Origin of the sequence: Arthrobacter sp. A2-55, assembly GCF_025548615.1 — a bacterium.
GTDB lineage: Bacteria > Actinomycetota > Actinomycetes > Actinomycetales > Micrococcaceae > Specibacter > Specibacter silviterrae.
Window position 1 is genome coordinate 24,376 of record NZ_JAJLOZ010000006.1, and the last position, 25,634, is coordinate 50,009.

At 65.4% G+C, this 25,634-nt stretch carries 28 protein-coding genes; 15 read left to right on the top strand and 13 right to left on the bottom strand.

The features are described from left to right. Positions 1–13: 13 nt before the first annotated feature. The gene (locus LPN03_RS03125) at positions 14–958 is read left to right on the top strand and encodes an N-acetylglucosamine kinase (protein ID WP_262453098.1); all 945 of its coding nucleotides are present in this window, start codon (positions 14–16) and stop codon (positions 956–958) included. Here the strand turns inward: LPN03_RS03125 and LPN03_RS03130 are convergent. Beyond that, positions 955–1,971: a LacI family DNA-binding transcriptional regulator gene (locus tag LPN03_RS03130; protein ID WP_262453099.1), complete on the bottom strand. Its 1,017-nt coding sequence runs from the start codon at positions 1,969–1,971 to the stop codon at positions 955–957. The genes LPN03_RS03125 and LPN03_RS03130 overlap by 4 nt on opposite strands. A gap of 231 nt (positions 1,972–2,202) precedes the next feature. On the opposite strand from LPN03_RS03130, the gene LPN03_RS03135 reads away from it, so the two are divergent. The 6 genes from LPN03_RS03135 (at position 2,203) to LPN03_RS03160 (ending at position 8,554) form a co-directional block, all read left to right on the top strand. Then, the gene (locus LPN03_RS03135) at positions 2,203–4,089 is read left to right on the top strand and encodes a glycoside hydrolase family 35 protein (RefSeq protein WP_262453100.1); all 1,887 of its coding nucleotides are present in this window, start codon (positions 2,203–2,205) and stop codon (positions 4,087–4,089) included. Between the two features lie 93 nt (positions 4,090–4,182). Further along, positions 4,183–5,151 carry an ABC transporter substrate-binding protein gene (locus tag LPN03_RS03140; protein WP_262453101.1) on the top strand — a complete coding sequence of 323 codons (969 nt, stop codon included), beginning with the start codon at positions 4,183–4,185 and terminating at the stop codon, positions 5,149–5,151. Between the two features lie 66 nt (positions 5,152–5,217). Next, the gene (locus LPN03_RS03145) at positions 5,218–6,435 is read left to right on the top strand and encodes a pyridoxal phosphate-dependent aminotransferase (protein ID WP_262453102.1); all 1,218 of its coding nucleotides are present in this window, start codon (positions 5,218–5,220) and stop codon (positions 6,433–6,435) included. 14 nt (positions 6,436–6,449) lie between these two features. Further along, the gene (locus LPN03_RS03150) at positions 6,450–7,304 is read left to right on the top strand and encodes a PPK2 family polyphosphate kinase (RefSeq protein WP_262453103.1); all 855 of its coding nucleotides are present in this window, start codon (positions 6,450–6,452) and stop codon (positions 7,302–7,304) included. A 156-nt stretch (positions 7,305–7,460) separates the two neighbouring features. Continuing rightward, on the top strand, positions 7,461–8,354 hold the full coding sequence (locus LPN03_RS03155; RefSeq protein ID WP_262453104.1) for an SPFH domain-containing protein: 894 nt from the start codon (positions 7,461–7,463) through the stop codon (positions 8,352–8,354). Between the two features lie 2 nt (positions 8,355–8,356). Beyond that, the gene (locus tag LPN03_RS03160) at positions 8,357–8,554 is read left to right on the top strand and encodes a hypothetical protein (protein ID WP_262453105.1); all 198 of its coding nucleotides are present in this window, start codon (positions 8,357–8,359) and stop codon (positions 8,552–8,554) included. A gap of 84 nt (positions 8,555–8,638) precedes the next feature. Here the strand turns inward: LPN03_RS03160 and LPN03_RS03165 are convergent, their stop codons facing one another. Together LPN03_RS03165 and xseA are read right to left on the bottom strand one after the other, a co-directional pair. Further along, a complete protein-coding gene (locus LPN03_RS03165; RefSeq protein WP_262453106.1) occupies positions 8,639–8,857 on the bottom strand; it encodes an exodeoxyribonuclease VII small subunit in 219 nt (72 codons plus the stop codon). Positions 8,858–8,867: 10 nt separating this feature from the next. After that, on the bottom strand, positions 8,868–10,112 hold the full coding sequence (gene xseA, locus LPN03_RS03170; RefSeq protein WP_262453107.1) for an exodeoxyribonuclease VII large subunit: 1,245 nt from the start codon (positions 10,110–10,112) through the stop codon (positions 8,868–8,870). Between the two features lie 143 nt (positions 10,113–10,255). Between xseA and LPN03_RS03175 the strand changes: the two genes are divergently transcribed. Further along, complete coding sequence (locus LPN03_RS03175) at positions 10,256–11,158, top strand: hypothetical protein (protein ID WP_165180994.1); 903 nt, start codon at positions 10,256–10,258, stop codon at positions 11,156–11,158. A 10-nt stretch (positions 11,159–11,168) separates the two neighbouring features. Continuing rightward, positions 11,169–12,254: a 4-hydroxy-3-methylbut-2-enyl diphosphate reductase gene (locus LPN03_RS03180; RefSeq protein WP_165180993.1), complete on the top strand. Its 1,086-nt coding sequence runs from the start codon at positions 11,169–11,171 to the stop codon at positions 12,252–12,254. 13 nt (positions 12,255–12,267) lie between these two features. Here the strand turns inward: LPN03_RS03180 and LPN03_RS03185 are convergent, their stop codons facing one another. Then, positions 12,268–13,449, bottom strand: a complete 1,182-nt coding sequence (locus tag LPN03_RS03185) for a DNA recombination protein RmuC (RefSeq protein WP_165180992.1) — start codon at positions 13,447–13,449, stop codon at positions 12,268–12,270. Between the two features lie 72 nt (positions 13,450–13,521). On the opposite strand from LPN03_RS03185, the gene ychF reads away from it, so the two are divergent. Next, complete coding sequence (gene ychF / locus LPN03_RS03190; protein WP_165180991.1) at positions 13,522–14,607, top strand: redox-regulated ATPase YchF; 1,086 nt, start codon at positions 13,522–13,524, stop codon at positions 14,605–14,607. Positions 14,608–14,881: 274 nt separating this feature from the next. Beyond that, on the top strand, positions 14,882–15,424 hold the full coding sequence (locus tag LPN03_RS03195; protein ID WP_262453108.1) for a type IV toxin-antitoxin system AbiEi family antitoxin domain-containing protein: 543 nt from the start codon (positions 14,882–14,884) through the stop codon (positions 15,422–15,424). A gap of 664 nt (positions 15,425–16,088) precedes the next feature. Here the strand turns inward: LPN03_RS03195 and LPN03_RS03200 are convergent. The 7 genes from LPN03_RS03200 to LPN03_RS03230 form a co-directional block, all read right to left on the bottom strand. Continuing rightward, positions 16,089–17,291, bottom strand: coding sequence for a Fic family protein (locus LPN03_RS03200; protein WP_262453109.1), 1,203 nt, complete (start codon positions 17,289–17,291; stop codon positions 16,089–16,091). Positions 17,292–17,392: 101 nt separating this feature from the next. Then, positions 17,393–17,635, bottom strand: coding sequence for a hypothetical protein (locus LPN03_RS03205; RefSeq protein ID WP_165180988.1), 243 nt, complete (start codon positions 17,633–17,635; stop codon positions 17,393–17,395). A gap of 318 nt (positions 17,636–17,953) precedes the next feature. Then, on the bottom strand, positions 17,954–18,721 hold the full coding sequence (locus LPN03_RS03210; protein ID WP_262453110.1) for an SCO1664 family protein: 768 nt from the start codon (positions 18,719–18,721) through the stop codon (positions 17,954–17,956). After that, entirely contained in the window at positions 18,721–19,275 is a 555-nt protein-coding gene (locus tag LPN03_RS03215) for a DUF3090 domain-containing protein (protein ID WP_262453111.1), read from the bottom strand. Before LPN03_RS03215 ends, LPN03_RS03210 begins: the two co-directional genes overlap by 1 nt. Positions 19,276–19,299: 24 nt before the next feature. Beyond that, entirely contained in the window at positions 19,300–19,992 is a 693-nt protein-coding gene (locus LPN03_RS03220; RefSeq protein WP_262453112.1) for a histidine phosphatase family protein, read from the bottom strand. A 140-nt stretch (positions 19,993–20,132) separates the two neighbouring features. Then, a complete protein-coding gene (locus LPN03_RS03225; protein WP_165180984.1) occupies positions 20,133–20,369 on the bottom strand; it encodes a DUF2249 domain-containing protein in 237 nt (78 codons plus the stop codon). Further along, positions 20,366–20,620, bottom strand: a complete 255-nt coding sequence (locus LPN03_RS03230) for a hypothetical protein (protein ID WP_165180983.1) — start codon at positions 20,618–20,620, stop codon at positions 20,366–20,368. The genes LPN03_RS03225 and LPN03_RS03230 overlap by 4 nt, the downstream gene beginning before the upstream one ends. A gap of 99 nt (positions 20,621–20,719) precedes the next feature. Between LPN03_RS03230 and LPN03_RS03235 the strand changes: the two genes are divergently transcribed. Together LPN03_RS03235 and LPN03_RS03240 are read left to right on the top strand one after the other, a co-directional pair. Beyond that, positions 20,720–21,196, top strand: coding sequence for an NUDIX hydrolase (locus tag LPN03_RS03235; RefSeq protein ID WP_165180981.1), 477 nt, complete (start codon positions 20,720–20,722; stop codon positions 21,194–21,196). A 92-nt stretch (positions 21,197–21,288) separates the two neighbouring features. Further along, a complete protein-coding gene (locus tag LPN03_RS03240) occupies positions 21,289–21,804 on the top strand; it encodes a methyltransferase family protein (RefSeq protein ID WP_165180980.1) in 516 nt (171 codons plus the stop codon). Between the two features lie 45 nt (positions 21,805–21,849). Here the strand turns inward: LPN03_RS03240 and LPN03_RS03245 are convergent, their stop codons facing one another. Continuing rightward, positions 21,850–22,332 (bottom strand): YfbM family protein, encoded by a 483-nt coding sequence (locus LPN03_RS03245; RefSeq protein ID WP_262453113.1) that lies wholly within the window; start codon positions 22,330–22,332, stop codon positions 21,850–21,852. Positions 22,333–22,392: 60 nt separating this feature from the next. After that, positions 22,393–22,770 carry a VOC family protein gene (locus LPN03_RS03250; RefSeq protein WP_262453114.1) on the bottom strand — a complete coding sequence of 126 codons (378 nt, stop codon included), beginning with the start codon at positions 22,768–22,770 and terminating at the stop codon, positions 22,393–22,395. Positions 22,771–22,886: 116 nt separating this feature from the next. Here LPN03_RS03250 and LPN03_RS03255 point away from each other — a divergent pair, with 116 nt between their 5' ends. Both LPN03_RS03255 and LPN03_RS03260 read left to right on the top strand, forming a co-directional pair. After that, on the top strand, positions 22,887–23,423 hold the full coding sequence (locus tag LPN03_RS03255; protein WP_262453115.1) for a DinB family protein: 537 nt from the start codon (positions 22,887–22,889) through the stop codon (positions 23,421–23,423). A 184-nt stretch (positions 23,424–23,607) separates the two neighbouring features. Beyond that, positions 23,608–25,398: an ABC transporter substrate-binding protein gene (locus LPN03_RS03260; RefSeq protein ID WP_262453116.1), complete on the top strand. Its 1,791-nt coding sequence runs from the start codon at positions 23,608–23,610 to the stop codon at positions 25,396–25,398. Positions 25,399–25,634: the final 236 nt, after the last annotated feature.

The following is a 25,634-nucleotide window of genomic DNA, read 5'->3' on the forward strand; positions in this document are numbered from 1 at the left end:
TTAGTCTAGGTGGGTGGCAAACAACACTTTTAACCCAACATCCTCCCCAGACCCGGTGCTGGGCCTGGACATCGGCGGTTCCAAGACACGCGGCATGGTCTGGTCGGGCGGGCAGGTGGTGGCCGATGCCAGCGCCGGCAGCGCCAACGTGCAAAACGTGAGCGTGGCGGATGCACGGAAACATCTGGCCGAGCTCTTTGCCGCGTTGGGGCACCCCGCCGCGAAGGTGGTTTTCGCCGGAGCCGGGGGAGTTGACACGGACGACGACGCCGCCGCCTTGAGCGCGCTCATCGCTCCGTTTGTGCCGGGCGCCAGGATCACGGTGGTCCATGACACGCGCCTGCTCCTGGCCGCGGGCGGGGCGTCCACAGGCGTGGCCGTCATTGCCGGGACCGGCTCCGCTGCCTGGGGCGCCAATGACGCCGGCGACGAGGCCCGGGCGGGCGGCTGGGGCTACCTGCTCGGCGACGAGGGCAGCGGCTACTGGCTGGGCCGTGAGGCTGTCCGCCACAGCCTGCACCAGATGGACCTTGGCGCCGAACCCGACCTGCTCACCCGCGGCCTGCTGGACTACTGCAAGCTCAGCGATCCCGGTGAATTGATCGGCCATTTCCATGCGGGCACCACGCGGCGCTACTGGGCCGCCGCTTCCCCCGTTATTTTTGCCGCGGCCGCCCAGGGGCACGCCGAGGCGCTGCGGATGGTGGACCAGGCCGGGTCAGACCTGGCCGCCATGGCACACCAGGTGGCCACCCAGCTGGGCGTGCCCGGGCCGGTGGTCCTCGGCAGCGGACTGGGCAGCAATGTCCCGGCACTGCAGGAGGCGTTCAGGAAGCACCTGGCGGCCAAGGGGCTCGACGACGTGCGGATACTGGACCAGGACCCCATCTTTGGCGTCCCCCTGCTGGTGGAGGCGCAGGCATCGGTCGCCGCAGCACGGCCAACAGCGAAAAGCTAGGCTGCCGGGGGCGGGGCGGTGCTGCCCCGCACCACCAGCACCGGCGCCGCCAGGTCCGGCGGGTTGTCCATGCCCGGGTTGGCGATGAGCTCCACCAGGTGCGTCACGGCGCGCCGGCCGGTGTCCTCAAAGGACTGCCGCACGGTGGTCAGGGGCGGGTTGGAATAGGCGGCCAGATCAATGTCGTCGATGCCCACCACGGAGACGTCCTCGGGGATGCGCCGGCCCAGCTCGCTCAGGGCCCGGATCACACCAAAGGCCATTTCGTCGCTCGCCACCAGAATGGCCGTCACCTCCGGCATGCGGCCCAGGACCAGCCCGTTGCGGTACCCGGATTCGGGGCTCCAGTCGCCATGGAGTTCCGGCGGCACCTCACGCCCGGCCTCCTCCAAGGTCCGGCGCCAGCTGCCCAGCCGGGCGGCAGAGTCGGACCAGTCCTCCGGCCCGGCCACATGCCACACTGTTGCGTGGCCAAGTTCCAGCAGGTGCCGGGTGGCCAGCACGGCCGCCAGGTCCTGGTCCACGCCCACCAGCCCGTCGGAGATCCCGGACGAACCATCGGTGTTGACCGTGGGCACGCGCATCGTCAGCCGGCGCACAGTGGAGGCGGCGTCCCGCAGCGGGGCGGCGATGATGATGCCGTCCACCCCTTGGTTGACCAGCCGGGACACGGCACCCGTGAGGGCCTCCGCGCTCAGGCCCGAGGTGACCGAGTTGACCGTGTAGCCGGCCTCCCGGGCGCCCAGCTCCACACCCAGGGCCAGCGAGGACCGTGAATAGTTGTTCGTGGCCAGCGTCAGCACGCCCAGGGTCTTTGACCTGCCCGTCACGAGTGCCCTCGCCATGTTGTTGCGGCGGTAGCCGAGCTCGTCGGCCGCCGCCATGACCCGTTGCCGGGTGCTTTCCTGGACGTTGGGGTGGTTGCTCAGGACCCGCGAGACAGTCTGCGCCGAGACCCCGGCAGCCCGGGCCACATCGCGCATGGCCGGCCCCCTGTTGAATTTGCGCTCCATGGTGCGTTTTCCCTTGCTGTGGAGGGCTGCATAACCGCGTGCAGGCCAAAGGTGGATGTATGCCCAGTCTAATTGTTTCGTGTAACAACACCGAACGCCGTTGATCCCGCCGGGACCGCGAAACTCATGGGGGCGCGGAATGAGCTTATGATTGTTATCCATAACAGAATGTACCCGGCGGCGTGCCGCCGGCCAACGTCCGTTCCCGTGAATCCAGCGCCAGGAGATTACTTGTCCACCCAAGCCGCCACGCCTGCCGTCCCGACGCCCGCAGCCGCAGCGCCCGCAGGCCAGGAGCCCGCAGCGCGGGCGCTGTCCTACGCCGGGCGCACGCTGTTCAGAAACGGCCGCCAGCACCAAATCATTGCAGGCGCCATCCACTATTTCCGTGTCCACCCGGAGCAGTGGCAGGACAGGATCGACCGCTTGGTTGCCCTCGGCGTGAACACCCTGGACACGTACGTGGCCTGGAACTTCCACCAGCCGGAGAAAGGGGTTGCACCCGACTTCACGGGCTGGCGCGATCTGGCCCGGTTCATCACGATGGCGGGCGACGCCGGGCTGGACGTCATTGTCCGGCCCGGGCCCTACATCTGCGCCGAATGGGACAACGGCGGCTTCCCGGCCTGGGCGATCTCCGGCAGAGACATGGCGCTGCGCTCCTCCGACCCCCGCTTCACCGCCGTCGTGGAACGGTGGTTTGACGCCCTGCTGCCCGTCATCGCACCCCTCCAGGCAGCCAACGGCGGGCCCGTGGTGGCCGTGCAGGTGGAAAACGAATACGGCAGCTACGGCGACGACCAGGAGTACCTGCGCTGGAACCGTGCGGCCCTGCGGGCCCGCGGCATCACGGAAATGCTGTTCACGGCCGACGGCGGCACGGACTACTTCCTGGACGGTGGCGCCCTGCCGGACACCTGGGCCGCTGCCACGCTGGGCTCCCGCGGCGACGAGTCCGACGCCGTCTGGGAGCGCCGCCGCCCCGGCGAGCCCTTCTTCACCGTCGAGTTTTGGAACGGCTGGTTTGACCACTGGGGCGAGGACCACCACACCCGCAGCAGCACCGAAGCAGCCGCGGAAGCCGCCAAGATCCTGGACGTGGGCGGTTCCATCTGCCTTTACATGGCCCACGGCGGCACCAACTTCGGCCTGGCCTCCGGGGCCAACCACGACGGCGCCCTCCAGCCTACGGTCACCAGCTACGACTCCGACGCCCCCATCGCCGAAGACGGCGCCCTGACCGCCAAGTTCCATGCCATGCGGGAGGTCTTTCTGGCCGCACAGGGCCGCGAGCCGGAGCCCGTTCCGGCCGCTCTCCTTGAGCCCGCCGCTGTGCTGCCGGAGGCCGCCGTCGCCCTGGAGGCTGGCACGGGGCTGCTGGACTTTGTCCGCGCCGTGGAACCGGTGCGCAGCGTCAAGCCATTGAGCTTTGAGAACCTGGGCCTTGACCGCGGACTGGTCCACTACAGCGCCACGGCCGTGCTGCCACGCGGGGACGGAACCATCAAGTTGCGGGGGCTCCACGACCGGGCCTATGTCTGGGTGGACGGAACGTTCGTCGGGGTGCTGACGGACGCGACGGGTGCCGACGGCCTCACGGTCCAGGGCACGGGTGCCCCGGCGGCGCTGGAAATCCTTGTGGAAAACCAGGGCCGCATCAACTACGGCCCGCTGTTTGGCCAGGGCAAGGGAATCCTGGACGGCGTGCTGGTCAACCAGCGTTACGTTTTCCACTGGGAACAGCGCGCCGTCAACCTTGAGCTGCCACTGGAGCGGCTGCTGGCCCTGGACACCGGCGCGGGCACCGGCGCCGGCACGGCCACGGGCGCCGGCGCCTCCGGCTTCTTCCACGGTGAATTCCACGTCGACAGGCCTGCCGACACGCACCTGGCCCTGCCCGGCTTTGGCAAGGGCATGGTCTGGGTCAACGGCTTCCTGCTGGGCCGCTATTGGGAGATCGGCCCGCAGCACAGCCTGTATGTTCCAGCTCCGCTGCTGCGCGAGGGGCCCAACGCCCTCACGGTCCTGGAGCTGGAACACGGCGGGGAGGGGGCGCAGCTGCTGGCAGCGGCCCAACTGGGATCGACGCATGCCACCCACGTGGAGGACCTGGGGTAGCCCACCGGTAAGCTGGTGGGTGCGGGGCGCGTCGTGCGTCCATCGCCCGGAGCGGCCCCATGGGCCCCCGCCCACCTGCCGCCAAGGGAGAGCATGCGCCTTCGCCGATCCGCCGCCGTCGTCCTTGCCGCGGGGCTCCTGCTCACCGGTGTCCCGGCCTGCTCGCCCGAGCCCATCGTGGTGATCCCCAGCGTGACCCGTTCCGTGGGTGTTGCACCGCTGGTGGTGGGCACGCCGGCAGCCCCCGACGGCACCAACCCGACCGAGGGTGCCCTGCTGGCCCATGTGTACGCGGCAGCCCTCAATGCCGCAGGCGTCAACGCCGTCGTCAGCCCGGCAGATCCGGCCGACGGCACCTTGCTGGACAAGCTGGAGGCCGGCACGGTGGACATTGCCCCCGGCTATTCGCGCGTGCTGCTGGCCGCTGCGGCCGCCAAGGGCTCCACCGCGGTCCCGGACGCCGCCACCACGGCGCAGGTGCTGGATGCGCTCAAGAAGGAGCTGCCGCAGTCCCTGGCCGTGCTGGACGCGGCCAAGGCCGAAGACAGCGACAGCATCGCCGTCACCACCGTGACGGCCGAAAAGTACCAGCTCAAGACCATCGCAGACCTGGCGAAGGTGTGTGACAAACTCGCGTTCGGCGGCTCCGCAGAGTTTCGCCTTGCCGAGCGCGGCCTGTCGGCACTGGGCTCCGACTACAACTGCGTGCCGAAGTCCTATGTGCAGCTGCCCAACACCAAAAATGAGCTCCTGCTGGCGCTGATCCGCGATGACGTCCAGGTGGCCGACATCCACAGTTCCTCCCCGGCCATCCCGGACAACGCGCTGGTGGTCCTCACTGACCCCAAGCACCTGTTCCTGCCCCAAAACGTGGTGCCGGTGGTTTTGGCTGCCAAGGTCCCGGCCGATGTCCAGGGCGTGCTGAACAAGGTTTCCGGGGCCCTGAGCACCGACGAACTCGTCAACCTGAACAGGCTTGCCGCGGGCAGCAACAAAACGTCACTTGACGCCGTCGCCCGTTCCTGGCTGGTGCAAAAGGGTCTGGTCAAGGCCAATAATTAGCCATTGGCCCGCAGCAGGCCCCATGTCCAGCCAGCGCTGGCTCAGCTGTTGTGCCATATTTGGTAAATGGCAGAATTCAAGCAGTCCACCAAGCTTCACAATGTGCTCTATGACATCCGCGGCCCGGTGCTGGAGCAGGCGCAGAAGATGGAGTCCGAGGGCCACCGGATCCTCAAGCTGAACATCGGCAACCCGGCGCCATTTGGCTTTGAAGCCCCGGATGCCATTCTCGTGGACATGATCCGCCACCTGCCCCACGCACAGGGCTACAGCGATTCGCGCGGCATCTTTTCGGCGCGCACGGCCGTGGTGCAGTACTACCAAACACGCGGCATCCACACCATCCACGTTGATGATGTCTACCTCGGCAACGGGGTCAGCGAACTCATCACGCTCTCCCTCATGGCACTGCTGGACACGGGGGACGAGGTGCTGGTCCCCACGCCGGACTACCCGCTGTGGACGGCCTCCGTCAGCCTGGCCGGCGGCCGCCCCGTGCATTACCTGTGCGATGAGGAAAACGAGTGGTGGCCCGACTTGGAGGACCTGGCGGCGAAAATCACGCCCCGCACCAAGGGCCTGGTCATCATCAACCCGAACAACCCCACCGGCGCCGTCTACCCGCCGCACATCATTGCGGGCATGGTGGACCTGGCCCGCAAGCACGGGCTGATCGTGTTCTCCGACGAGATTTACGAGAAAATCCTCTACGACGGCACCGAGTTCACCAACACGGCCGCCATCACGGGCGACGACGTGCTGTGCATGACGTTCAGCGGCCTGTCCAAGGCCTACCGCATCTGCGGCTACCGCTCCGGCTGGCTGGCCATCTCCGGCCCCAAGGCCGCCGCCGCGGACTACCTGGAAGGCATCAACCTCCTCGCCAACATGCGCATGTGCGCCAACGTTCCCGGCCAGCACGCCATCCAGACGGCCCTGGGCGGGCACCAAAGCATCGAGGACCTGATCCTGCCCGGCGGCCGGCTCCGCGAACAGCGTGACCTCGCCTACCGCATGCTCAACGAAATTCCGGGCGTCTCGGTCAACCAGGCCAAGGGGGCGCTGTACCTTTTCCCCAGGCTGGATCCGGAAATCTACCCCATCAAGAGTGATGAAAAGTTTGCCCTTGACCTCCTGCAGCAGCAGAAAATCCTCATCTCCCACGGCACCGCATTCAACTGGATCCGGCCCGACCACTTCCGCCTCGTCACCCTGCCCAGCGTCTTGGACCTGGAAGAGGCAGTGGGCCGGATCGGGGAGTTCCTCAGCACCTACAAACCCTAAGGAAAGGCCCCACCGTGTCACTTCCCCTTGGATTTACCGCTTCCCCGGCCGGCGTGCTCAAGGTTGGCCCGGGGTTTTCCCTGGCGGCCCGGCCCACCAATGCGGCTCCCGGCTTTTCCGGCAAGAAGCACGACGGCGCCGCAGCCTTGGCAGCGCGGGCGCCGGTTTTGGCCCAGCTCCAGGAGCAGCTGTTCGCGGAGAGCCGTTTTGGCGGCCGACGCTCGGTCCTGCTGGTGCTGCAGGCCATGGACACGGCGGGCAAGGGCGGCATCGTGGGGCATGTGGTGGGTGCCGTCGATCCGCAAGGCGTGAAGTTGCAGGCCTTCAAGGCGCCCACCGAGGAGGAAAAGGCCCACGACTTCCTGTGGCGAGTCCGCCCCGCAGCCCCGGAACCGGGCATGTTCGGCGTCTTTGACCGCTCCCACTACGAGGACGTGCTCATCCACCGCGTGCACGGCTGGGCCGGCGAGGCGGAACTGGACCGGCGCTACGAGGCCATCAACGGCTTTGAAGCGGAACTGGCCGCCGCCGGGACCACCGTGGTCAAGGTTATGCTCCACCTGGGGCCGGATGAACAACTCAAACGGCTCGGCGCCAGGCTCCACGACCCCACCAAGTTCTGGAAGTACAGTTCCGGCGACCTCGACGAGCGCGCCTTCTGGCCCGCCTACATGGACGCCTACCAAAAAGCGTTTGAGCGCACCAGCACCGCCTCAGCGCCCTGGTATGTGGTGCCGGCCGACAAAAAATGGTACGCCCGCCTGGCCGTCCAGGAAATCCTGATCGAGACGCTCGGCGCCATGAACCTGCAGTGGCCGGCCGGAAACTTCGACCTCCAGCACGAGAGGGCCCGCCTCAAGGACGCCTGAGCCGGCTGCCGAAAGCGCCGGGGATGCCGGTTCGGACTTTTGATCCTGATAGGCCAGGATCATAAGTCCGAATCGTCATCCTCGGGCGATTCCGGACCTTCCGGGGTTGCCATAAAGTGATATCATTTTTCTATCACTTTATGAAAGGGATGTGACATGTCTTCTTCCGAGGCCGTCCCTGTTGGCCACAACGGGGCGCGCGTTCAAATCCACGAACGCAGGGCCGCAGCGGTCAGCGGCGGTTGGGCAATGCTCGTTTTGGCCCTCTGCATTGCGGCCTTCATCTGGCTGGTGATGGGTTCTGCCACCTGGTGGTCTGTGCTGCCTGCGACAGTCTTTGCTGTGGTGGCATCCTCTCTCGTGGTCGTCCAGCCCGGCGAAACCCGGGTCATCCAGTTCTTCGGCCGTTACGTTGGAACCGTGCGCCGCACAGGGATGTCGTGGGTGGTCCCGCTGGCAACCCGGCGAAGCATCAGTGTCCGGGTCCGCAATTTCGAGACGAACCGGCTCAAGGTCAATGACGCCGACGGAAACCCGGTCGAGATCGCGGCAATCGTGGTCTGGCAGGCGGCGGACACCTCCAAAGCGGTCTATGCCGTTGATGACTACCTGAACTTCGTCTCGGTGCAGGCCGAGTCGGCACTTCGCCATACGGCGACAACCCACCCCTACGACAACGCCGACAGCGAAGGGGAGTCCCTGCGTGGTTCCACCGACACGGTCGCGGCGGAACTCGCCAAGGAGGTGACCGAACGTGTGTCGTTGGCTGGTGTGGAAATCGTGGAAGTTCGGATCAGCCACCTGGCTTACGCACCGGAGATTGCGCAGGCAATGCTGCGGCGCCAGCAGGCCAACGCCGTGGTGGCCGCCAGGTCCCGGATTGTGGAAGGCGCCGTCGGAATGGTGGAGATGGCCCTGGCCCAACTGGGCGAGCGGCAAATCGTTGACCTCGACGACGAACGCAAGGCGGCCATGGTCAGCAACCTGATGGTGGTGCTCTGCGGCGACCAGCCCGCTTCCCCGATCGTCAACGCCGGGACGTTGTATTAGCCGTGGCTGGACAGCGAAAACAAGTACTTCTGCGGATCGATCCTGCCATCCATGACGCGATCTCCGGCTGGGCCGCGGACGAACTGCGCAGTGTGAACGCGCAGATCGAGATCCTGCTCAGGGATGCGCTCAGAAGTGCCGGACGGATGCCGGGAACAAGCGGCCCGCTGCCCCAGCGTGGCCGGCCGAAAAACACGTGAAGGCGCTGGGGATGCCGGTTCGGACTTTTGATCCTGATAGGCCAGGATCAAAAGTCCGAACCGGCATCCGGAAGCGATTTGTGGCTATTCGGCGGACGCACGGGCGGCGTCGAGGCGGGCCTTGGCGCCTTCAAGCCATTCCTCGCACTTCTTGGCCAGCGCCTCGCCGCGCTCCCAGAGGGCCAGCGAGTCCTCAAGGCTGGAGCTGCCGGCCTCGAGCTGGTTGACGACGGCGACGAGCTGTTCGCGCGCCTGCTCATAGCTGAGGGTGGCAACGTCTGCATTGGGGTCGGGAGTGTTCATGGGGATTCCTTTACTTGGTCGAGGCGGTGGCGGTGAAGTCGCCGCCGGCCACGCGGATGTTCAGCGGGGTGCCGGACGGTGCCTGCCCGGGCTGGCGAACAATGCTGCGGTCTTCCAGCTGGACCACTGCATAGCCGCGGTCCAGGGTTTTTTGCGGTGAGAGGGCCCGTACCTGTGCGCGCAGGTGCACCAGCTGGTCGGCATGCCTGCCCACCTGGGTGCGAACCGCCGTCAGGGCGCGCCCGCCCAGCCGGACGACATCCTCGTGCCGGGCCGTGAGCATGGACTCGGGGTGGGCCAGCGAGGGCCTGGAGCGCAGCTGGGCCAGGCGGTCGCCCTCCCGTTCCAGCAGTTGGTTGATGCGCCGGTTCAGCTGGAGGCGTGCGGCGTCCACCCGGCGCAGTTCCTCCGCCACATCCGGCACAATCCGCTTGGCCGCATCCGTGGGCGTGGAGGCGCGCAGGTCCGCAACGTCATCCAGCAGGGGGCGGTCGGCCTCGTGTCCGATTGCGCTCACCACAGGGGTGGCGGCGGCGGAGACGGCACGAACCAGGGATTCATGGCTGAACGGGAGCAGGTCTTCCAGCGACCCTCCGCCGCGGGCGATGACAATGACGTCGACGGCGGGATCGGCGTCGAGCTCCTGGAGGGCGCCGATGACGGCGGTGACGGCGTTGACGCCCTGGACAGCCACCTCGCGGACCTCAAATTCGACGGCGGGCCAGCGCAGGGCGGCGTTGCGCAGGACGTCCTTCATGGCGTCGGAATTGCGGCCCGTGATGAGGCCGATGCGGTGGGGGAGCAGCGGCAGCGGCTTCTTGCGGCGGGCGTCAAACAGGCCTTCGGCCGCCAGGGCCTGCCGCAACTGCTCGATCCGGGCCAGGAGGTCGCCCAGCCCCACGGGGCGGATGTCGCGCCCCTGCATGGAGAGCCGGCCGGTTTTCAGCCAGAAGTCGGGCTTGAGCTGGGCCACCACTCGGGCCCCGCGTTCCAGCGGCGTGGCGAGCTGGGCCATGACCGAACCCCAGACCGTGACGCTCAGGGACACCTCGGCATCAATGTCGCGGATGGTCAAGTAACTGACGTTGGCCCGCTTGTTCAGCTCGATGATTTGGCCCTCCACCCAAGCGGGCGGGGCTTTCTCAATGTGCGCCTTGAGTTTTTGGCTTAGCAGGGCCAGCGGCCAGGGGTTCTCCGGTGTGGTCTCTCCCGCCGTCAGGGGGATGACTTTGCGTTCAGGGGTGACATCCTGCATGGGCAGCGCTCTCCGTCCTCATTGGCCTGCATCTCTTGGAACAACTCTAGCTTTCGGCACTGACACGACGGCGCCGTCATCCACAGGGGGCTGCATGGCCTAAAGTTGATTCCTCACACCCACACCAAGGCAAGGATGGTTCCGTGCGCACTTTTGGCTCGGCGTTGATGGTCATTGTGGCGCTTTTGCTGGCGGCCGTGGCCGGGCCCGCGTTGTGGGCGGAACGCAATTTGGCCAGCGAGGACGGCTTTGTTGCCCTCGCGGCACCCCTGGGCTCCGATGCGCAGTTCCAGCAGGGACTCTCCACCCTGGTGGCCTCCCGGGCGGCCGCGAAGGTGAAGCTGCCACCCCAGCTTCAGGCATTGGCCGCCGGTGCCATCTCACAGGCCGCAAAGTCACTCCAGTCCGATCCGGGGTACCCGAAGGCGTGGGAGGAAACGCTGCGGCGCAGCCACGCCCTGGCGTTCGCCGGCACGTCAGGATCGCATGGCACGTCAGGATCGCCCGGCAAGCCGGACGCAGCCACGTCCGCAACACCGGACGGGCCCACGGGACTGACGCTGGACGTGACGCCGCTGGTTGACCTCGTGGCCCACAGGATGGGTGCCACCCTTGGAATCACAGTGCCGGCACCGGCCTCGGTGCTGGTCAACGTGGACCAGCCAGCATTGGCCCGGGCTGTCCCGCTGCTGGCCACGCTGGCCGGAGCGGGCAGCTGGCTGGCGGTCATTGCCGCCGTCGTGCTTGTCCTGGCACTCATTATGGCCCGCAGGCGGGCTGTGGCCTTGATCCTTGCCGGTGCGGGGCTGGGCTGCGTGGCACTGGCCTGGCTGGCCGGGTCGGGCTATCTGGCCGGAAGGTTTGCCGATTTTGGCGGCGGGAGCAACGGCACGGCCAATGCCCTGGTGGGTGATTTTGGGCGGCAGCTGGGTGCCCTGGCCCAGGGCAGCTGGCAGTCGGGGATCACGGCCGGGTTTGTTGCGGCGGCCGTCCTGGCGGCGGCAGGTGTGCTGGGGCTCGTGGTGGGACGCAGGCGCACCACGTAAGATGGTGGGCATGAGTGCCTCCGCCGTTTCCGTCCCCATGCCCGTCGTTCCGCGTCGCCGCAAATCGCCCGAAGAGGTGGCGGCGGCCGCGCCGGTGGTGGGCAAAAAGAGTGTGCTGCTGGCCGCCCCCCGGGGCTATTGCGCAGGCGTCGACCGGGCCGTGATCGCCGTGGAAAAGGCGCTGGAACACTACGGCGCACCCGTCTATGTGCGCAAGCAGATTGTGCACAACGTCCATGTGGTCTCCTCCCTCGAGGCCAAGGGCGCCATTTTTGTCGAGGAAACCGACGAGGTCCCGGAAGGCGCCCTGGTGGTCTTCTCCGCGCACGGGGTGAGCCCCGCCGTGGTGCAGTCCGCCGAGGACAGGCACCTGCGCACCATTGACGCCACCTGCCCGCTCGTCACCAAGGTCCACCGCGAGGCAGTTCGCTTCGCCAAGGCCAAAAACCACATCCTGCTCATCGGCCACAAGGGCCACGAGGAGGTCGAGGGGACCTACGGCGAGGCGCCCGAAAGCACCACCATCGTCAACAACCCGGCGGAGGCGCGCACTGTCCAGGTTGAGGATCCGGACCACCTGATCTGGCTGTCGCAGACCACTTTGTCGGTGGATGAAACCATGGAAATTGTCGAGATCCTGCGCGAGCGCTTCCCGAAACTGCAGAACCCGCCCAGCGACGACATTTGCTACGCCACCACCAACCGCCAGGTGGCCATCAAGAAAATTGCGCCGCAAGCCCAGCTGGTCATCGTGGTGGGCTCGGCCAACTCCTCCAACTCCGTCCGGCTGATGGAGGTTGCCCTGGAATATGGCGCCCTCGCCTCCCACCGCGTGGACTTTGCCAACGAAATAGACGAGTCCTGGTTTGAGGGCGTGGCCACAGTAGGCGTCACCAGCGGCGCTTCCGTGCCGGAAATCCTGGTGCAGGACGTGCTGGCGCTCCTGGCTGAATACGGCTACGGCGAGGTGGAGGAAGTGGTCACGGCCCAGGAAGACATCCTCTTTTCCCTCCCTAAGGAGCTGCGTGCCACGCTCAAAGAAGCCGGCGACACCTCCCGCGGCCTGGGCGGGCACGGCCAGCGCCCCGTCGGCTAGCGGCTGCCGTGGCCTATGAGGCCTTGTCGCCAAACTCCGGTGCGGTCAGGGACCGCGGTGAAAGCTCGACGGCGGCGGGCGCGGCAATGGTGCCCGCGTCGAGGGCATTGAGCTTGCGTGCCGTGGGCAACACCCTGGCTTCAAGTGTGCCGACCAGCTTGTTGTAGCGGTCCACGGACGTTTTCAGCGAAGCGCCCACGCCGGAAACGGCCTCGCCCATCGCACCCAAGCGGGTATACAGCTGGGCCGAGAGGTCAAAGAGCTCCTTGGCGTTTTCGGTCAGCACGTCCTGGCGCCAGCTGAAAGCAACCGCCTTCAGTATGGCCAGCAGCGACATGGGGGAGGCCAGCACCACGTTGCGCGCCATGGCGTAGTCCAGCAGTCCGGGGTCCGCCATGAGGGCGGCGGACAGGATTGACTCGACGGGGACAAAGCAAATCACCAGCTCCGGCGAATTCTGGGCGCTTTCCCAGTACTTCTTGCCGGCCAGGGCGTCAACGTGGGCCTTCACCGCCTTCGCGTGGCGGGACAAGTGTTCGCTAGCCGTGGCACCTGCCGGGGTGCCGGCGTCGTGCGCCTGAAGGTAGGAGGACAGCGGCACCTTGGCATCAAGGACCAGCTCCTTGCCGCCCGGCAGGCGCACCACCATGTCGGGGCGGTGGGCGCCGTCGCCGGTGACCAGGTGTACCTGCTCGTTAAAGTCAACGTGGGCCAGCATGCCGGCCGCCTCCACCACCCGGCGCAGCTGGACCTCGCCCCACTTGCCCCGAGCGCTGTTGGAACGCAGCGCGGACTCGAGTGAACGGGTGGTGGCCAGCAGGCGCGCGTCGGCGTCCTTGGCGTCCCGCAACTGCTCGGCGAGCTGGCCGTACTGCTCCACGCGGTCTCGCTCCAGGAGGGCAACCTGGCGCTGGACGGCGTTGAGCTTTTCGGACACGGGGCCCAGGGCCTGCAGCACCGAGGCGTCCGAGCCCTGCCGCTGGGACAAGGCCTGGTTCTGGTTGAAAAGGAGCCGGCGTTCGGCGTCGGCGGCTGCGAAGTCCGCTGCGAGGGCTCCGGCCCGCTCCAGGGCGGCATTTTCCTGTTCCTCCGAGGCGAGCAGGCGGCCGCGCAGCAGCCACCCCACCGCGGCAGCCCCACCCAGCAGCCCCACCACCAGCATCAAAAACGCAACAAGCCATCCAATTCCAGTCATGGCACCACCTTCCCATGGGGCTCTGACATTTTTGCTTTAGCCCGAACCCGGGGCAGCCGGTACGATTGACGGGTGGCTCTAACTATTGGCATCGTCGGACTGCCCAACGTCGGCAAATCAACCCTTTTCAACGCACTGACGCGCAACAACGTGCTCGCGGCGAACTACCCGTTCGCCACCATTGAGCCCAACGTTGGCATGGTCAGCCTGCCCGACCCCCGCCTGGCCAAGCTGGCCGAGGTGTTCGGCTCCCAGCGCCTGCTGCCGGCCACCGTGTCCTTCGTGGATATTGCCGGCATCGTCAAGGGCGCCTCGGAGGGTGAAGGGCTGGGCAACAAGTTCCTGGCGAACATCCGCGAGGCCGAGGCCATTGCCCAGGTGATCCGCGTCTTTGACGATCCCGACGTGGTCCACGTGGACGGCAAGGTTGATCCGGGCTCCGACATGGAAACCATCAACACCGAGCTGATCCTGGCCGACCTGCAGACCATTGAGAAGGCCGTTCCGCGCCTTGAAAAGGCAGTAAAGCTCAAGCAGCGCGAGGCCGCCGAGCTCAACGCCGTCCTGGCCGCACAGAAGGTGCTGGAGCGCGGGGACACCATTTTTGCCTCCATCAAGAGCGACAAGCTGGAGATGGAGCACCTGAAGGAACTGGGCCTGCTCACGGCCAAGCCCTTCATTTACGTCTTCAATGTTGACGACGCAGTGCTGGGCAACCCGGAGCGCCAGGCTGAGTTGCGCGCGCTGGTGGAGCCTGCTGACGCCATCTTCCTGGACGCCAAGCTGGAATCGGACCTCGTTGAGCTGGACGAGGACGAGGCCCGCGAAATGCTGGAGATGAGCGGCCAGGAGGAGTCCGGCCTGGATCAGCTGGCACGCGTCGGCTTCCACACCCTGGGACTGCAGACGTACCTGACGGCCGGTCCCAAGGAAACCCGGGCCTGGACCATCCACCAGGGCGACACCGCCCCGATGGCTGCCGGGGTGATCCACTCCGACTTCCAGCGTGGCTTCATCAAGGCAGAGGTGGTCCACTTCGAGGACCTGATCGAGGCCGGCTCCATGCACGAGGCCAAGGCCAAGGGCAAGGTCCGCATCGAAGGCAAGGACTATGTCATGCACGACGGCGACGTGGTGGAGTTCCGCTTCAACGTTTAGTGCCGCTGGACTGCTTTTAGTGACGCCCGGGATGCTTCAAGCATTCCGGGCGTTTCTGTGTCCGGCGGCAAGGAGGTGTGCGGGACCTGCTGGCTCTAGGTGGCCGGGTGGTTAGAACAAGGCCAAACTGTCCAGTGATAAGCAGGGACTGTCAACGGGATTCGTCGTCGCCAACTGCTTCTCCGTGAAATAGCGTGATTGAATTCCGCTTCGGTGTCCGAAGCTGGATACTGGAATTTTGTCACAACACTACCGTTTTCGGTATGGTTGTGACATGGTTGCAAGCGCGAAGTACCGGGACATTGTGCGAGAGATAGCGCTCGATCACTACGGGTACGTCACCACAAGAGAAGCCGTCGAGGCAGGCGTTCCCGCCGTTGAGCTCCCAAAGCTGGCCGCCCGGGGCGGTCTGGAGAATGTCGCTTACGGACTGTATCGGGTGCCGTACATTCCTCTTACCCGGTATGACCAATTTGCCGAAGCTCTCTTGCGCGCCGGTGAGGGCGCATTCCTCCACGGTGAGTCGGTGCTGGCCCTCTTCGGGCTCGCCGATGTTAACCCCCGCCGGATCAAGGTGGCCGTTCCTCGGCGCGCGCGCCCGAAGCTGCCAGCGTTCGTTGAACTGACACAGGTAAGAGATGGCGTGCGTACGACCATCTACGAGGGACTCGTTGCACAACCCGTTGCCGATGCTCTCCTTGAGTGTCGGGGGCGCATCGAGAACGAGCGGCTGCTGGCCGCAGCAAAACAGGCCCGGTCGGAAGGACTGTTGACCGCCGCTGAGTTGCAGCGAGTGAGAAAAGGATTCCGGACATGACGTACTCGGACGCACCGACCAATGTGCGCTCCTTGGAGCAGCGCATCCGCAACCTTGAAGGTGACGACGGGTTGGCCCAACGGCGCAGCGTCAGCATGGCCTTGGTCGTCGTTGGCCAACTGCTCCCCGGAGGAGCAATCAAGGGTGGCAGCGCCATGGCGCTGCGCTACGGGCGAGGGACGCGGTTCACCCAGGACCTCGACGCCGCACGGAACCCGACACTGGCCCGATTCCGCAGCGACTTCGAGACGGCTCTGGCAAAAGGTTGGGCTGGGTTCTCCGGGCGCTTGGTGGAGAAAGACGCACCCCGGCCGCCAGCCGTTCCGAGGGCCTACGTCATGCAACCCTTCGATGTGAAGCTCGACTATCGAGGCAGCCGCGACATGCGTCCGACTCTTCGATTAGCGGCGGCAACAGGCCTGGCCGCCATCTATCATCGTGGGCGGGCATTGAGACACGTTGTATGCGGAAGCACTAGAAGGCCGCGATCTCTTGCCTACCGTCGACGAGGCGCTCGCCTGGACCAACGACTTCGTGCGACGCATCGCAGCAGCCGACTGATCGGTTGCCGATGGTTGGAGGAGTATGAGGTCGGCCTGGCAGCTGAGTCCGTTTCGAGCGCCCGGTGCCGTGTTGGCCAGCACCTAGCCGATGGGGAACGCCCTCAGCCGCGGCGGCGTCTGGCCCGTGCACCGAAAGCATCGAGCGCAGCGAGAATCTCCGGCGCCTGCCAGATGCGGTTCCTTCGGCCGGTGCTGCTTTGCGTGAGGACCTCGGCGTCGACCAGCCGGTCAATTGCCTTCTGCGCGGCAACGTCGCTGATGCTCAGCTCACTGGCGATGGTCCTGGCGTTCACAACCGGCTGTCCGAGTAGGTAGCTCTTGACCCGGTGCACGGAGGAGTCGCTTCGTCCGATCACCCGGCTGTCCCAGCGCGCAGCCGCAGCCTGGATGTCGTCGACCAGCCGGCGCCCGTTCCGGATCGCAGCGAAGGAAGCTTCAGCAACGGCAGTGACTATGGCTTCGGCCCTGCCCGCTCGATAATCAGTCAGCGCGCGAAAGTAAGCATCGGTGTCGTGCAAGAGTCCAGCTGACACGGGAACAGTGACGTTGCGTGTTAAGCCGCCGTGGCGAAGCATGCCTTGGAGGAGTGCCCGCCCTGTCCGGCCGTTGCCGTCAGGGAAGGGGTGGATGGTCTCAAACTGCGCGTGTGCGATCGCTGCCTGAATTAGCACAGGGACGTCCGTGCGCTCGGCGAATGCTACAACGTCAGCCATGAGGCTGGGAACGCGTGAGTGGTGCGGTGGTACGAACGACGCGGCGTGTGGCGAGATGCTGTCGCCGCCGATCCATACTTGTTCGTTGCGCCACTGGCCGGCGTATTCCGGTGCAGTGTCCCGCAGCAATGCGTCGTTCATCGCGATGATCGAGTTCTCGTCCAGTTGGTCTGACAGTGCGATGGCCGCGGTCATGGCGCGCACGTTTGCGACCACCAGGCGCGCGTTCCCGGACTTCGACTCGCCTATCTCCGCCAGAGCCACCTGTTTGGCGCTGGAGGTCAGGTTCTCCACCTCCGAGCTGGAGGCAGACTCGCTGCGCAACAGGATCGACGCGAACGGGGCAGCGATCATTCCAGCCTCGGCGTCGAATCGGGCGAGCTCCTGGCTGGCATCATCGGCCAAGGCAATCGTCTCTGCGGGCAGTACAAGTTGTGCAGCGGCGATGAACGGCGGGACGGCGGCTTGGTAGTCGCCGCGGGCTTGGAGTAAAGCTCGCCGGGACCCGACTTCGTCGCCGACGCGCACCCAGGGGTGCGCTTCGTAACCGGTCGCTGGCCAGGCTTCGGGCTGTCGTCTATCCGACATCATCCACCAAGTGTACCAAAGGCTACTCACTTAGCCTTTGGTATGGCGACATTGCCGCCGGTCTTCTATCTCCAGCTCAGGACTGGTTTCTGGCTCGGGACGTGTCAGCCGATGTTGGCGAATACCTTTGCCTCGGCGATCACGTCCCGGACGCCTTTCATCGGATCTACCTCGTGCAGAATGTGTGCCGGCGCGTCGGGGACCGCAATCGGCCGGGCCTTCCGGGAGAAGTCATAGCCTATGAGGCCGGATTGATGGTGGTGGGTGAACACCGGCCGCAGTACAGCTTCACATGGGTTGCGGCAATCGCGTTCCAGGTGATGCCAAACGGCGTGTGGCGACTGCATGCGTGCATTACGACCAAGGAGTGGAGAAACGGAGGGAACAGCCGGCAGGAGCTCTACCGAGACCGACGCGACACGAATCTGGATGTGGTCCTGGAATCCTCGACTCAAGTATTGGCAAGACTCATTGAAGCGATACCAGATGCAAGGTCTAAGTTCGACGAACTCTGTGGGGAGCGAAAAGGAAGTTAGCCACTTTTGAGCCGTGACGTCCGCCGCACGTCCAGAGGCTACTTTGTGGCGACGTGGTGGCGTTCCGTTTGGCGTGGAGAAGTGCTGGACTGCTAGACGCACGAGTGGCGGCAGCCAGCAGCATTCCCGTCAGAACAGCGGCCAGGGCACCGCTGGCATGTCACCGCTCGGAGATGGAAACTGTCCTGCCCGGCGCAACCGGGCGCAGCGCGCGGCGAGCGAGGCAATTTCTTCGGCGCTGAGCAGCTCCGCCAGGTCCAGGCCCAGCCCACCGCGCAGTCCTGCGCTGATACGGTCCAGGCCGTCTTCTTCCTCGGCGGACAGCGCCTCTCCCTGCCATCCCCACAGCACTGTGCGCAGTTTGTGGTCACGGTGAAAGGTGAGGCCGTGGTCCACGCCGTGCCTTTGTCCGTCAGGCATGGCAAGGATGTGGTCGCCTTTGCGGTCGGCGTTATTGACGACGACGTCGAACACTGCCATGCGTCTGAGCGCCGGCGAGTCTTCGTGAATGAGGGCGACGCTCCGTCCGTTTTGATCCTGCCCCGTCAGAATCTGTTTCCAACCCGTCTCCGGCACATGGTCCGCGGCGACCAAGTCCACGGCATCTTGGGAGGGATCCTGCTCCTGCCAGAGCTGCACCATTCCTTCACCCAGCGGGCCATCGCGCAGCCAGGTGTGCGGCACCACGTCCCAGCCAATGGCCTGCGAGACCAGGTAGGCGGCCACCTCCCGGTGGGCCAGCGTTCCCTGGGGAAAATCCCACAGCGGACTTTCGCCGGCAATCGGCTTGTAGACAACGGTCGCGTCACCGATGCTGCCCAGAAATGTGGCGTTTGAAGCCGTCGTGATGCGGCCGGTGAGAGTCAGCTCGGCGGTCACGAGGTCACGTGTTGCCATCAGACCTCGGGAATGGTGCAGATGTGTCCGTCAGCGTCCATGGGATAACCGCAGAGCGGGCAAATTGGGCGCCCTGCACCCACGATCTCGCGGGTGCGCTTGGTGAATGCTCGGGCGGTGCCGACCGGCATTCTTACGCGCAGCATTTCGGGCTCGTCAGCCGCTTCCTCATGAAGCGATTCGCCGTCGTCATCAGCGTCGCCCTCGGTGAGGGGGTGGGCCTCTATGACGATCTGGGCAGTGGTTGGGTCCCACCCCAAGCTCATGGCCCCAGTGCGAAACTGCTCCTGGACGGCTTCGAGCGGGTCATTGTCGACAAGCTCTATGGGAGTACCCGTGGGAACGCTGAAGGGGTTGCCCTTGACCGTGATCAGCTCATCGAGAATTTCATCGATGCTCTCTGCGAGCAGCGCCGACTGCTGCTTCTCCATGGAAATACTCACAACTTGTTTCCCGGCGCGCACCTGCAGGTAAAAGGTGCGCGCTCCCGGAACGCCGATGGTGCCAACCACGACTCGATCAGGCCAGGCAAACTCGTGAACACGTGTAGGCATGTCAGTATTCTAGGCCAATGAGGTTCATGGCACCTTTTGCCCCGCACCGCCGCCCACCGACGCATCGCCCGAGTTGATGCCGTTCGCCAGCCACGACAGATCGCCCCCATCCGTGTTGCTCGCATAGACGGTCGGCCGGCTGGCGCCGTAGTGCACGATCGATATGGAGGCGGGGCCCACGTTAATGCGTTGGAACAGGTCAAGGTGCATGCCGAGTGCGTCGGCGAGAATGGACTTGATGATGTCGCCGTGGCTCACTGCCGCCCATACAGCCCCTGGCCCGAACTCGGCTTCGAAGGCCGCATCGTGGCGCCGGATCGCGGCCACTGACCGAGCCTGCATCGCTGCCATGGACTCGCCGCCCGGAAAAACGACGGCGGACGGTTGCGACTGGACAACCCGCCACAAATCCTCGGTTGCGAGATCAATGAGTGTGCGGCCCTGCCACTGGCCGTAATCGCACTCGGTGAGATCTGGATCGACGGGCGCGTACGGCGCTCCAGCCTGGCGATCAAGGATGAGCCGGGCAGTTTGCCGGCAACGCTCAAGAGGGCTGGACACCACCCCGGCCAAAGGCACGGGCGCCAGCCGGTCTCCGGCAATGGCTGCCTGGTCCCGCCCGATTTGGTCCAGGACGACGCCGCCAGCCCGGCCGGCCAGCAGCCCTGTGGCATTGGCTGTGGAGCGGCCGTGCCGCACGAGGATTACTGTCGCCATCCACCCAGCCTAACCACCCGCCGCGGACGAACCCAGCACGGCGGGCCCATGGATGGAACGACGTCCATTGATGAGGGCGTAGGACGCGACATCCCGGGCGCCCCGTCAGAGGGACACCCGGGATGGTCAAACGGCTGTCGTCAGGACTCCGGCTTCCCGATCCGCACCCGCCATACGGTGGGGCCTTCCTCAAGGTAGTCCCACGTGAACTGGTTCTTGAACTCGGCGTCGAACTGGTACCAGAGCGGTTTCGGGTCGTGGTCGTTGACCAGTTCGAATCCCTTGCCTGACCCCAGGTCGTGGTAGTTCTGCAGAATCAACTCGTGGCGCCGCTGTGGCGGGTCATTGCGTACGTCGAGCTTTGGATCGTTGCTCATCTTTCCTCCTGTTTGGTGGGTGGACTGGTGGAGTCTGTGCCGGGTCCCTGGGGCAGGCGGACCAAATAGTGCATCGCGCCGTTGAGCCGCTCAGCCTGCCGGGGCTGCCCGTCACGAAGGGCGAGCCATGCCCTTGCGGCGATTCGATTGGCAGCGTCCGGGTCGCCTGAGAGTCCCAACGCGCGCAAGGCCTTGATGAGGTGGCCGACCGTCGCAACGAGTGCATCGTCGCCGGGACTTTCGGTTGCCATCTATGACACGCTCCTGTAATTACTACGGCATTTTCCGTGGTAATTGTCATCCTACTCCCTTGCTACCATCGCTGAATGGCATCACGAACGGAACCACCAATGAACTGTAAAGAAGCGGCTTGTCGAAATCCGTTGGTCCCTGTTGCCTACGTCATCTTCCGGCGAGACGACTCCGTCCTGCTGCAACTGCGCCAGGGCACCGGGTACATGGACGGCCATTGGGCCACGGCAGCGGCGGGCCATGTTGAGCCCCGGGAGTCCGCAATTGAGGCTGCTGTCCGCGAGGCCCATGAGGAACTCGGTGTGGTAATTGACCCCAAGGAGCTGGTTCCGCTCACCACGATGCATCGCGGCCAACCGACGGACCCGGACAAGGCTGGCCGCGTGGATTTCTTCTTCATCTGCGAATCCTGGGCTGGCAACCCGCACATCATGGAAGCCAGCAAGGCGGCCGGATTGCAGTGGTACAGCCTCAACGGTCTTCCCAAGACAGTGGTTCCCCACGAACGGTACGTCTTGGATCGGCTCACAGCCGGACTGCCGCCCATGGTCAGTTTTGGCTTTTCCAATCCCTAAAAGAGGATTCCCGGATACGGGTCCGTGCCTTCCGGCCAGCCAAGGTCCTACTCTTGGAGGAGGGGGCGGACACACCAACGTGGAGGAGCACCATGAAGAAGCATGAAGGCATACCCGTTCCACCGGTGGCCATGGCCGTGGCAGCACTGACGCAACGGTTTACGCCGCGGGGACGCAAGGTGCGGAAGCTCCGCCGCGTGGCCGCAGTGGTCCTGGCGGCAGCTTCCGGAACGCTGGTTCTTGCCACCCTCGCCGACTTCGCCAGGCGCGGCACCACTCTCAACCCGAACGCCCCGGGGACCGCCTCGGTGCTGGTGACGGGCGGCAGCAACAGCATCTCGCGCAACCCCATGTATGTGGGCCTGGCGGGCCTGCTGCTTTCCCTTGCCGTGAAAAGGGGCTCCTGGCAGGCACTGCTGCCCGTGGCCGGGTTTGTGGTGGCTCTCGACCGGCTCCAGGTGGTCCGCGAGGAGGAAGCGCTGCGCGGCCGGTTCGCAGAGGCGTACCTCGAGTACTGCGCGCGGACTCCGCGATGGCTGGACAGGCGTTCCCTCGACGCAGTGCGGGACATCTGGACCACGGCGGCCCGCCGCGGGTCAGCGGAATAAGCAGCGCTTAGCGGAATGAGTAGCGCTCAGCTGAGTCTGCAGCACTCAGCCGATTGAATACACCAGGCCCAGGCCCTGGCCTGCCAGTTCGGTGGTAAATCGCCTGGCGTCCTTGAGGTAGGACTCCACCATGTCCCGGCGTCCGTTCACAATGGCGGCCCAGTCAGGTGAAACGTGGGCGCTCCAGCGCTGGTAGAGCGGCGGCAGGTCCACCCGCTCCAGGTCCTCCGCGACGGCGGCAACTTCGTCTGTGCCGAGCACCCGGCAGTATGGAATCCAGCCGTACCCATACGGTTTCACCTCACCCCTGAGCAATTCATAGGCAGGCCTGGCCGGTTCGGCCCCCGGCTGGCCCAGCAGGTCCCTCAGATCCCTCCACGGCTTGTCCAGGTAAAGGCATTCGGGCCGGTCAGGGGGATCGGACCAGGATTCCCAAAAGTGCGGGTCGGAAAGGAACGCACGCGGATTGATGCGCGCGATATTGACCAATGGAGCTGGCACCGGAAGTGCAAAGTATTTGATTCCCATGGAGCAATTTTTCCAGCGAACCGGAATTCCTGCTTGAAGTTATCCACAGGCCCAAAGGCCCTACGGCGCCGCAGGCACCGCCCGCAGCACGCAAAACTCGTTGCCCTCCGGATCGGCCATGACCACCCACGTCACGTCCCCGCCCTGCCCAATGTCAACCCGGGTGGCGCCCAAGGCTTCCAGGCGGGCCACCTCCGCGGCCTGGTTGTCGGGGCGCAGGTCCAGGTGCAGCCGGTTCTTGGCAGCCTTGTCCTCAGGAACCCTCAGGAACAAGATGTCCGGCACCACCCCGGCTTCCGGGCTCCCCGCGGGCGGCTGCAGGGCGATTTCGTCGTCGTCGTCCTCAACAATCACCCAGCCCAGCACCTCTGCCCAAAATTGGGCGGTTTCAGCCGGCGAGGTGGAGTCAATGGAAATGTTTTCGATGCGGAATCCCATGCCGACATTCTGCCGTGCCCGCCGGCGCTTGGCCAGCACCGGAGCCGTGCAATGGCCACAGCAATTGCACAGGAACGTCCAAGACGGACACCACCAGCTTGTGGAACAGTGGTCCCATGGACACCCCCGAGGAACGCACGCCGGACATCCCCGACACCCGCACCATGCCCGTGATTGCGGCAGGGGAACGGGAATCGCTGGAGGCGTGGCTGGAGTTTTACCGCCAAACGCTGCCCTGGAAGGTTGGCGGGCTCACCGCGGAACAGTTGTGCCGCGCCGCCATTCCGCCGTCCGCCCTGACCATCGCGGGGATCGTCCGGCACCTGACCGACGTCGAACGCTTTTGGTTTTCCAACGTGGCGGCCGGGACGGGGGAAAAAGCCCTTTACCGTGAGGCTGACCGCAGCGCCGACTTCAACGGCTACGGCGAGGAGGCGGCCCTGGCGGACGTGGCCGCCTACTCGGCGGAACTCGAACGCGTCCGCGCGCATGCAGCGTCGGTTGCCGACCTCAGCGCACCCCTGCCCGGGCTTTGGCGCGGCCGTGAGATGAACCTGCGCTGGGTGTACACGCACATGATCGAGGAATACGCGCGGCACCTGGGACACGTGGACCTGCTGCGCGAATGCCTCGACGGCAGCACCGGTTACTGACGCTCGACGCCGGCCCCCGCCTGCCGACGCCGGTCCCCGCCTGCCGACGCCGGTCCCCGCCTGCCGCCGTCGGCCGCGGGCTGGCGCGCTGCGGTAGTCTTTCAGACAGGCTGAACCCCGCTGCGGCAGTGCCGCCGCGATCCATGGGAAACCCCCCAACACCCAAAGAGACAATGGAGGTGGAATGCGCGCCGGTCGCATTTCCAAGGCACTAACGGTGGCCGTGGCCACAGTGCTGGCACTGGGTGCCTGCACGGGCACGCCGCCCGCCCCCAACAACCCCACCTCCACGGCCACCGCCGTGGCAGGTGGCAACGTCACGGTGCTCGAGTCCACTCCCTTCACCTCCTTTAACGCAGGAAGCGTCACCGGATCATCGGCCACGAACGCCAGGGTTGACTATGCCACCCACACCGGGTTCAACTACGTGGATCCCGGGCTGAAGATTGTCAAGAATGACAAGTTCGGCAAATACGAAAAAATCTCGGACAACCCGCTGGTGGTCAAGTACACCATCAACAACGGCGTCCAGTGGTCCGACGGCGCGCCCGTCACGGCGGCGGATCTGTTGCTGCAGTGGGCAGCGGATTCCGGCTACTACAACGACGCCACGCTGGATGCAACGTTCAAGGTGGTCAAGGGGACCTCATACTTCCATGCCACGGGGGACACCACGGGCCTTTCCCGCACGGCACTGCCCGTCATCGGCGACAACGGCATGTCCCTGACCCTTAGCTACACCAAGCCCTTCTCCGACTGGGAAACCGCGCTGGGTTCAACCGTGAGCATCCCGGCACACATTGTGGCAGTCCGCGCCGGCCTGAAGGACGCCGACGCACTCACGGCCCTCCTGCAAACCGTCCCCAAGGGCGACGCCGCCGTGCCGGTGCGGCCCAACGCGGAACTCAAAAAGGTGGCCGACTTTTGGAACACGGGCTTTGACACCAAGTCCATGCCGGATCCCTCACTGGCGCTGTCCAATGGCCCCTACCTGGTCAAGAGCGTCACGGCAGGCCACGAGCTGGTGCTGACCCGCAACGTTGACTACACGTGGGGTCCCACCCCGAAGCTGGACACGCTGACGGTGCACTACGCAGCTGATTCCCAGGCGCAGGTTGCGGCCCTCACCGACAAGACTGCGGATGTGATCTCGCCTCCCGACACCGCGGACGTCCATGCCCAACTGGAAGCGATGAAGACGGCGAAGATCGCGATCCTGCAGGGCCAGGGCCTCGGATTTGACCAAGCTGTGTTGAATTTCAAAGGCGTCTTTGCCAAAGCGGACCTTCGCACGGCCTTCCTCAAAACGGTGCCCCGCCAGGACATCGTCGACCAGCTGGCCCAGCCGCTGGAAAGCAACGCCGGCACGCTGGACTCCTTTGTGTTCCGCCCTGCGCAAACCCCCTACAAGGAGTCCGCGCGCAGCAACGGCACTTCCGGCTATGCGAAGGCGGACATCGACGCGGCCAAGACCCTGCTGGCGGGGGCCAAGCCCACCATCCGGATCCTCTACAACAAGGACGATCCTGTCCGCGCGGAGGAATATTCCCTGATTTCGGCCTCGGCCCAGCTGGCCGGGTTCACGGTCACGGATGCCGGCAAGCCCGCCGGCCAGTGGCAGCAGGCACTCAAGGAAGGCGCCTTTGACGTGGCGCTTTACGGTTGGACCAGCAACGCCACGGGATCCGTGCAGGTCCCGCAGATTTTCAAGACCGGCGCCGAATCAAACCTCAACAACTTCTCCAACACCGTGGTGGACCAGCTGGCCGGGCAGCTGGCCGGCGAACCCGACGACGCCAAGCAAAATGCCCTCAAGATGCAGATTGACAAGCTCGTTGTCGACGCCGGGTACGGGCTTCCCCTGTTTCAGCGCCTGGGGCTGGCCGCCACCGGCCCGCACGTGGCCGGCGTCGCCTACTCGCCCGTGCCGGTTGGTGTGTGGTGGAACGTCTGGGACTGGAGCTACGTCAAGTAGCGCCGGCAGCGGCCCTGAAGCACGACGGCGGCGGGTGAGCTTGGTCACGCAAGCCGCCTGCCGCCGTCGTACTTTGGGCGGAAAAACCCGCCCCAAGCGGTGAATTCAGCGCCAGCGTGGCGCAAAACATGGCCGTCATGCGATAAAGTGACTAGGCCGTATTTGGCACTACGTCTAGAATGGTGTTATCTGCCGATAATCGCGGCCAAACATAAATGTGACTTTCTGCCGTCGCC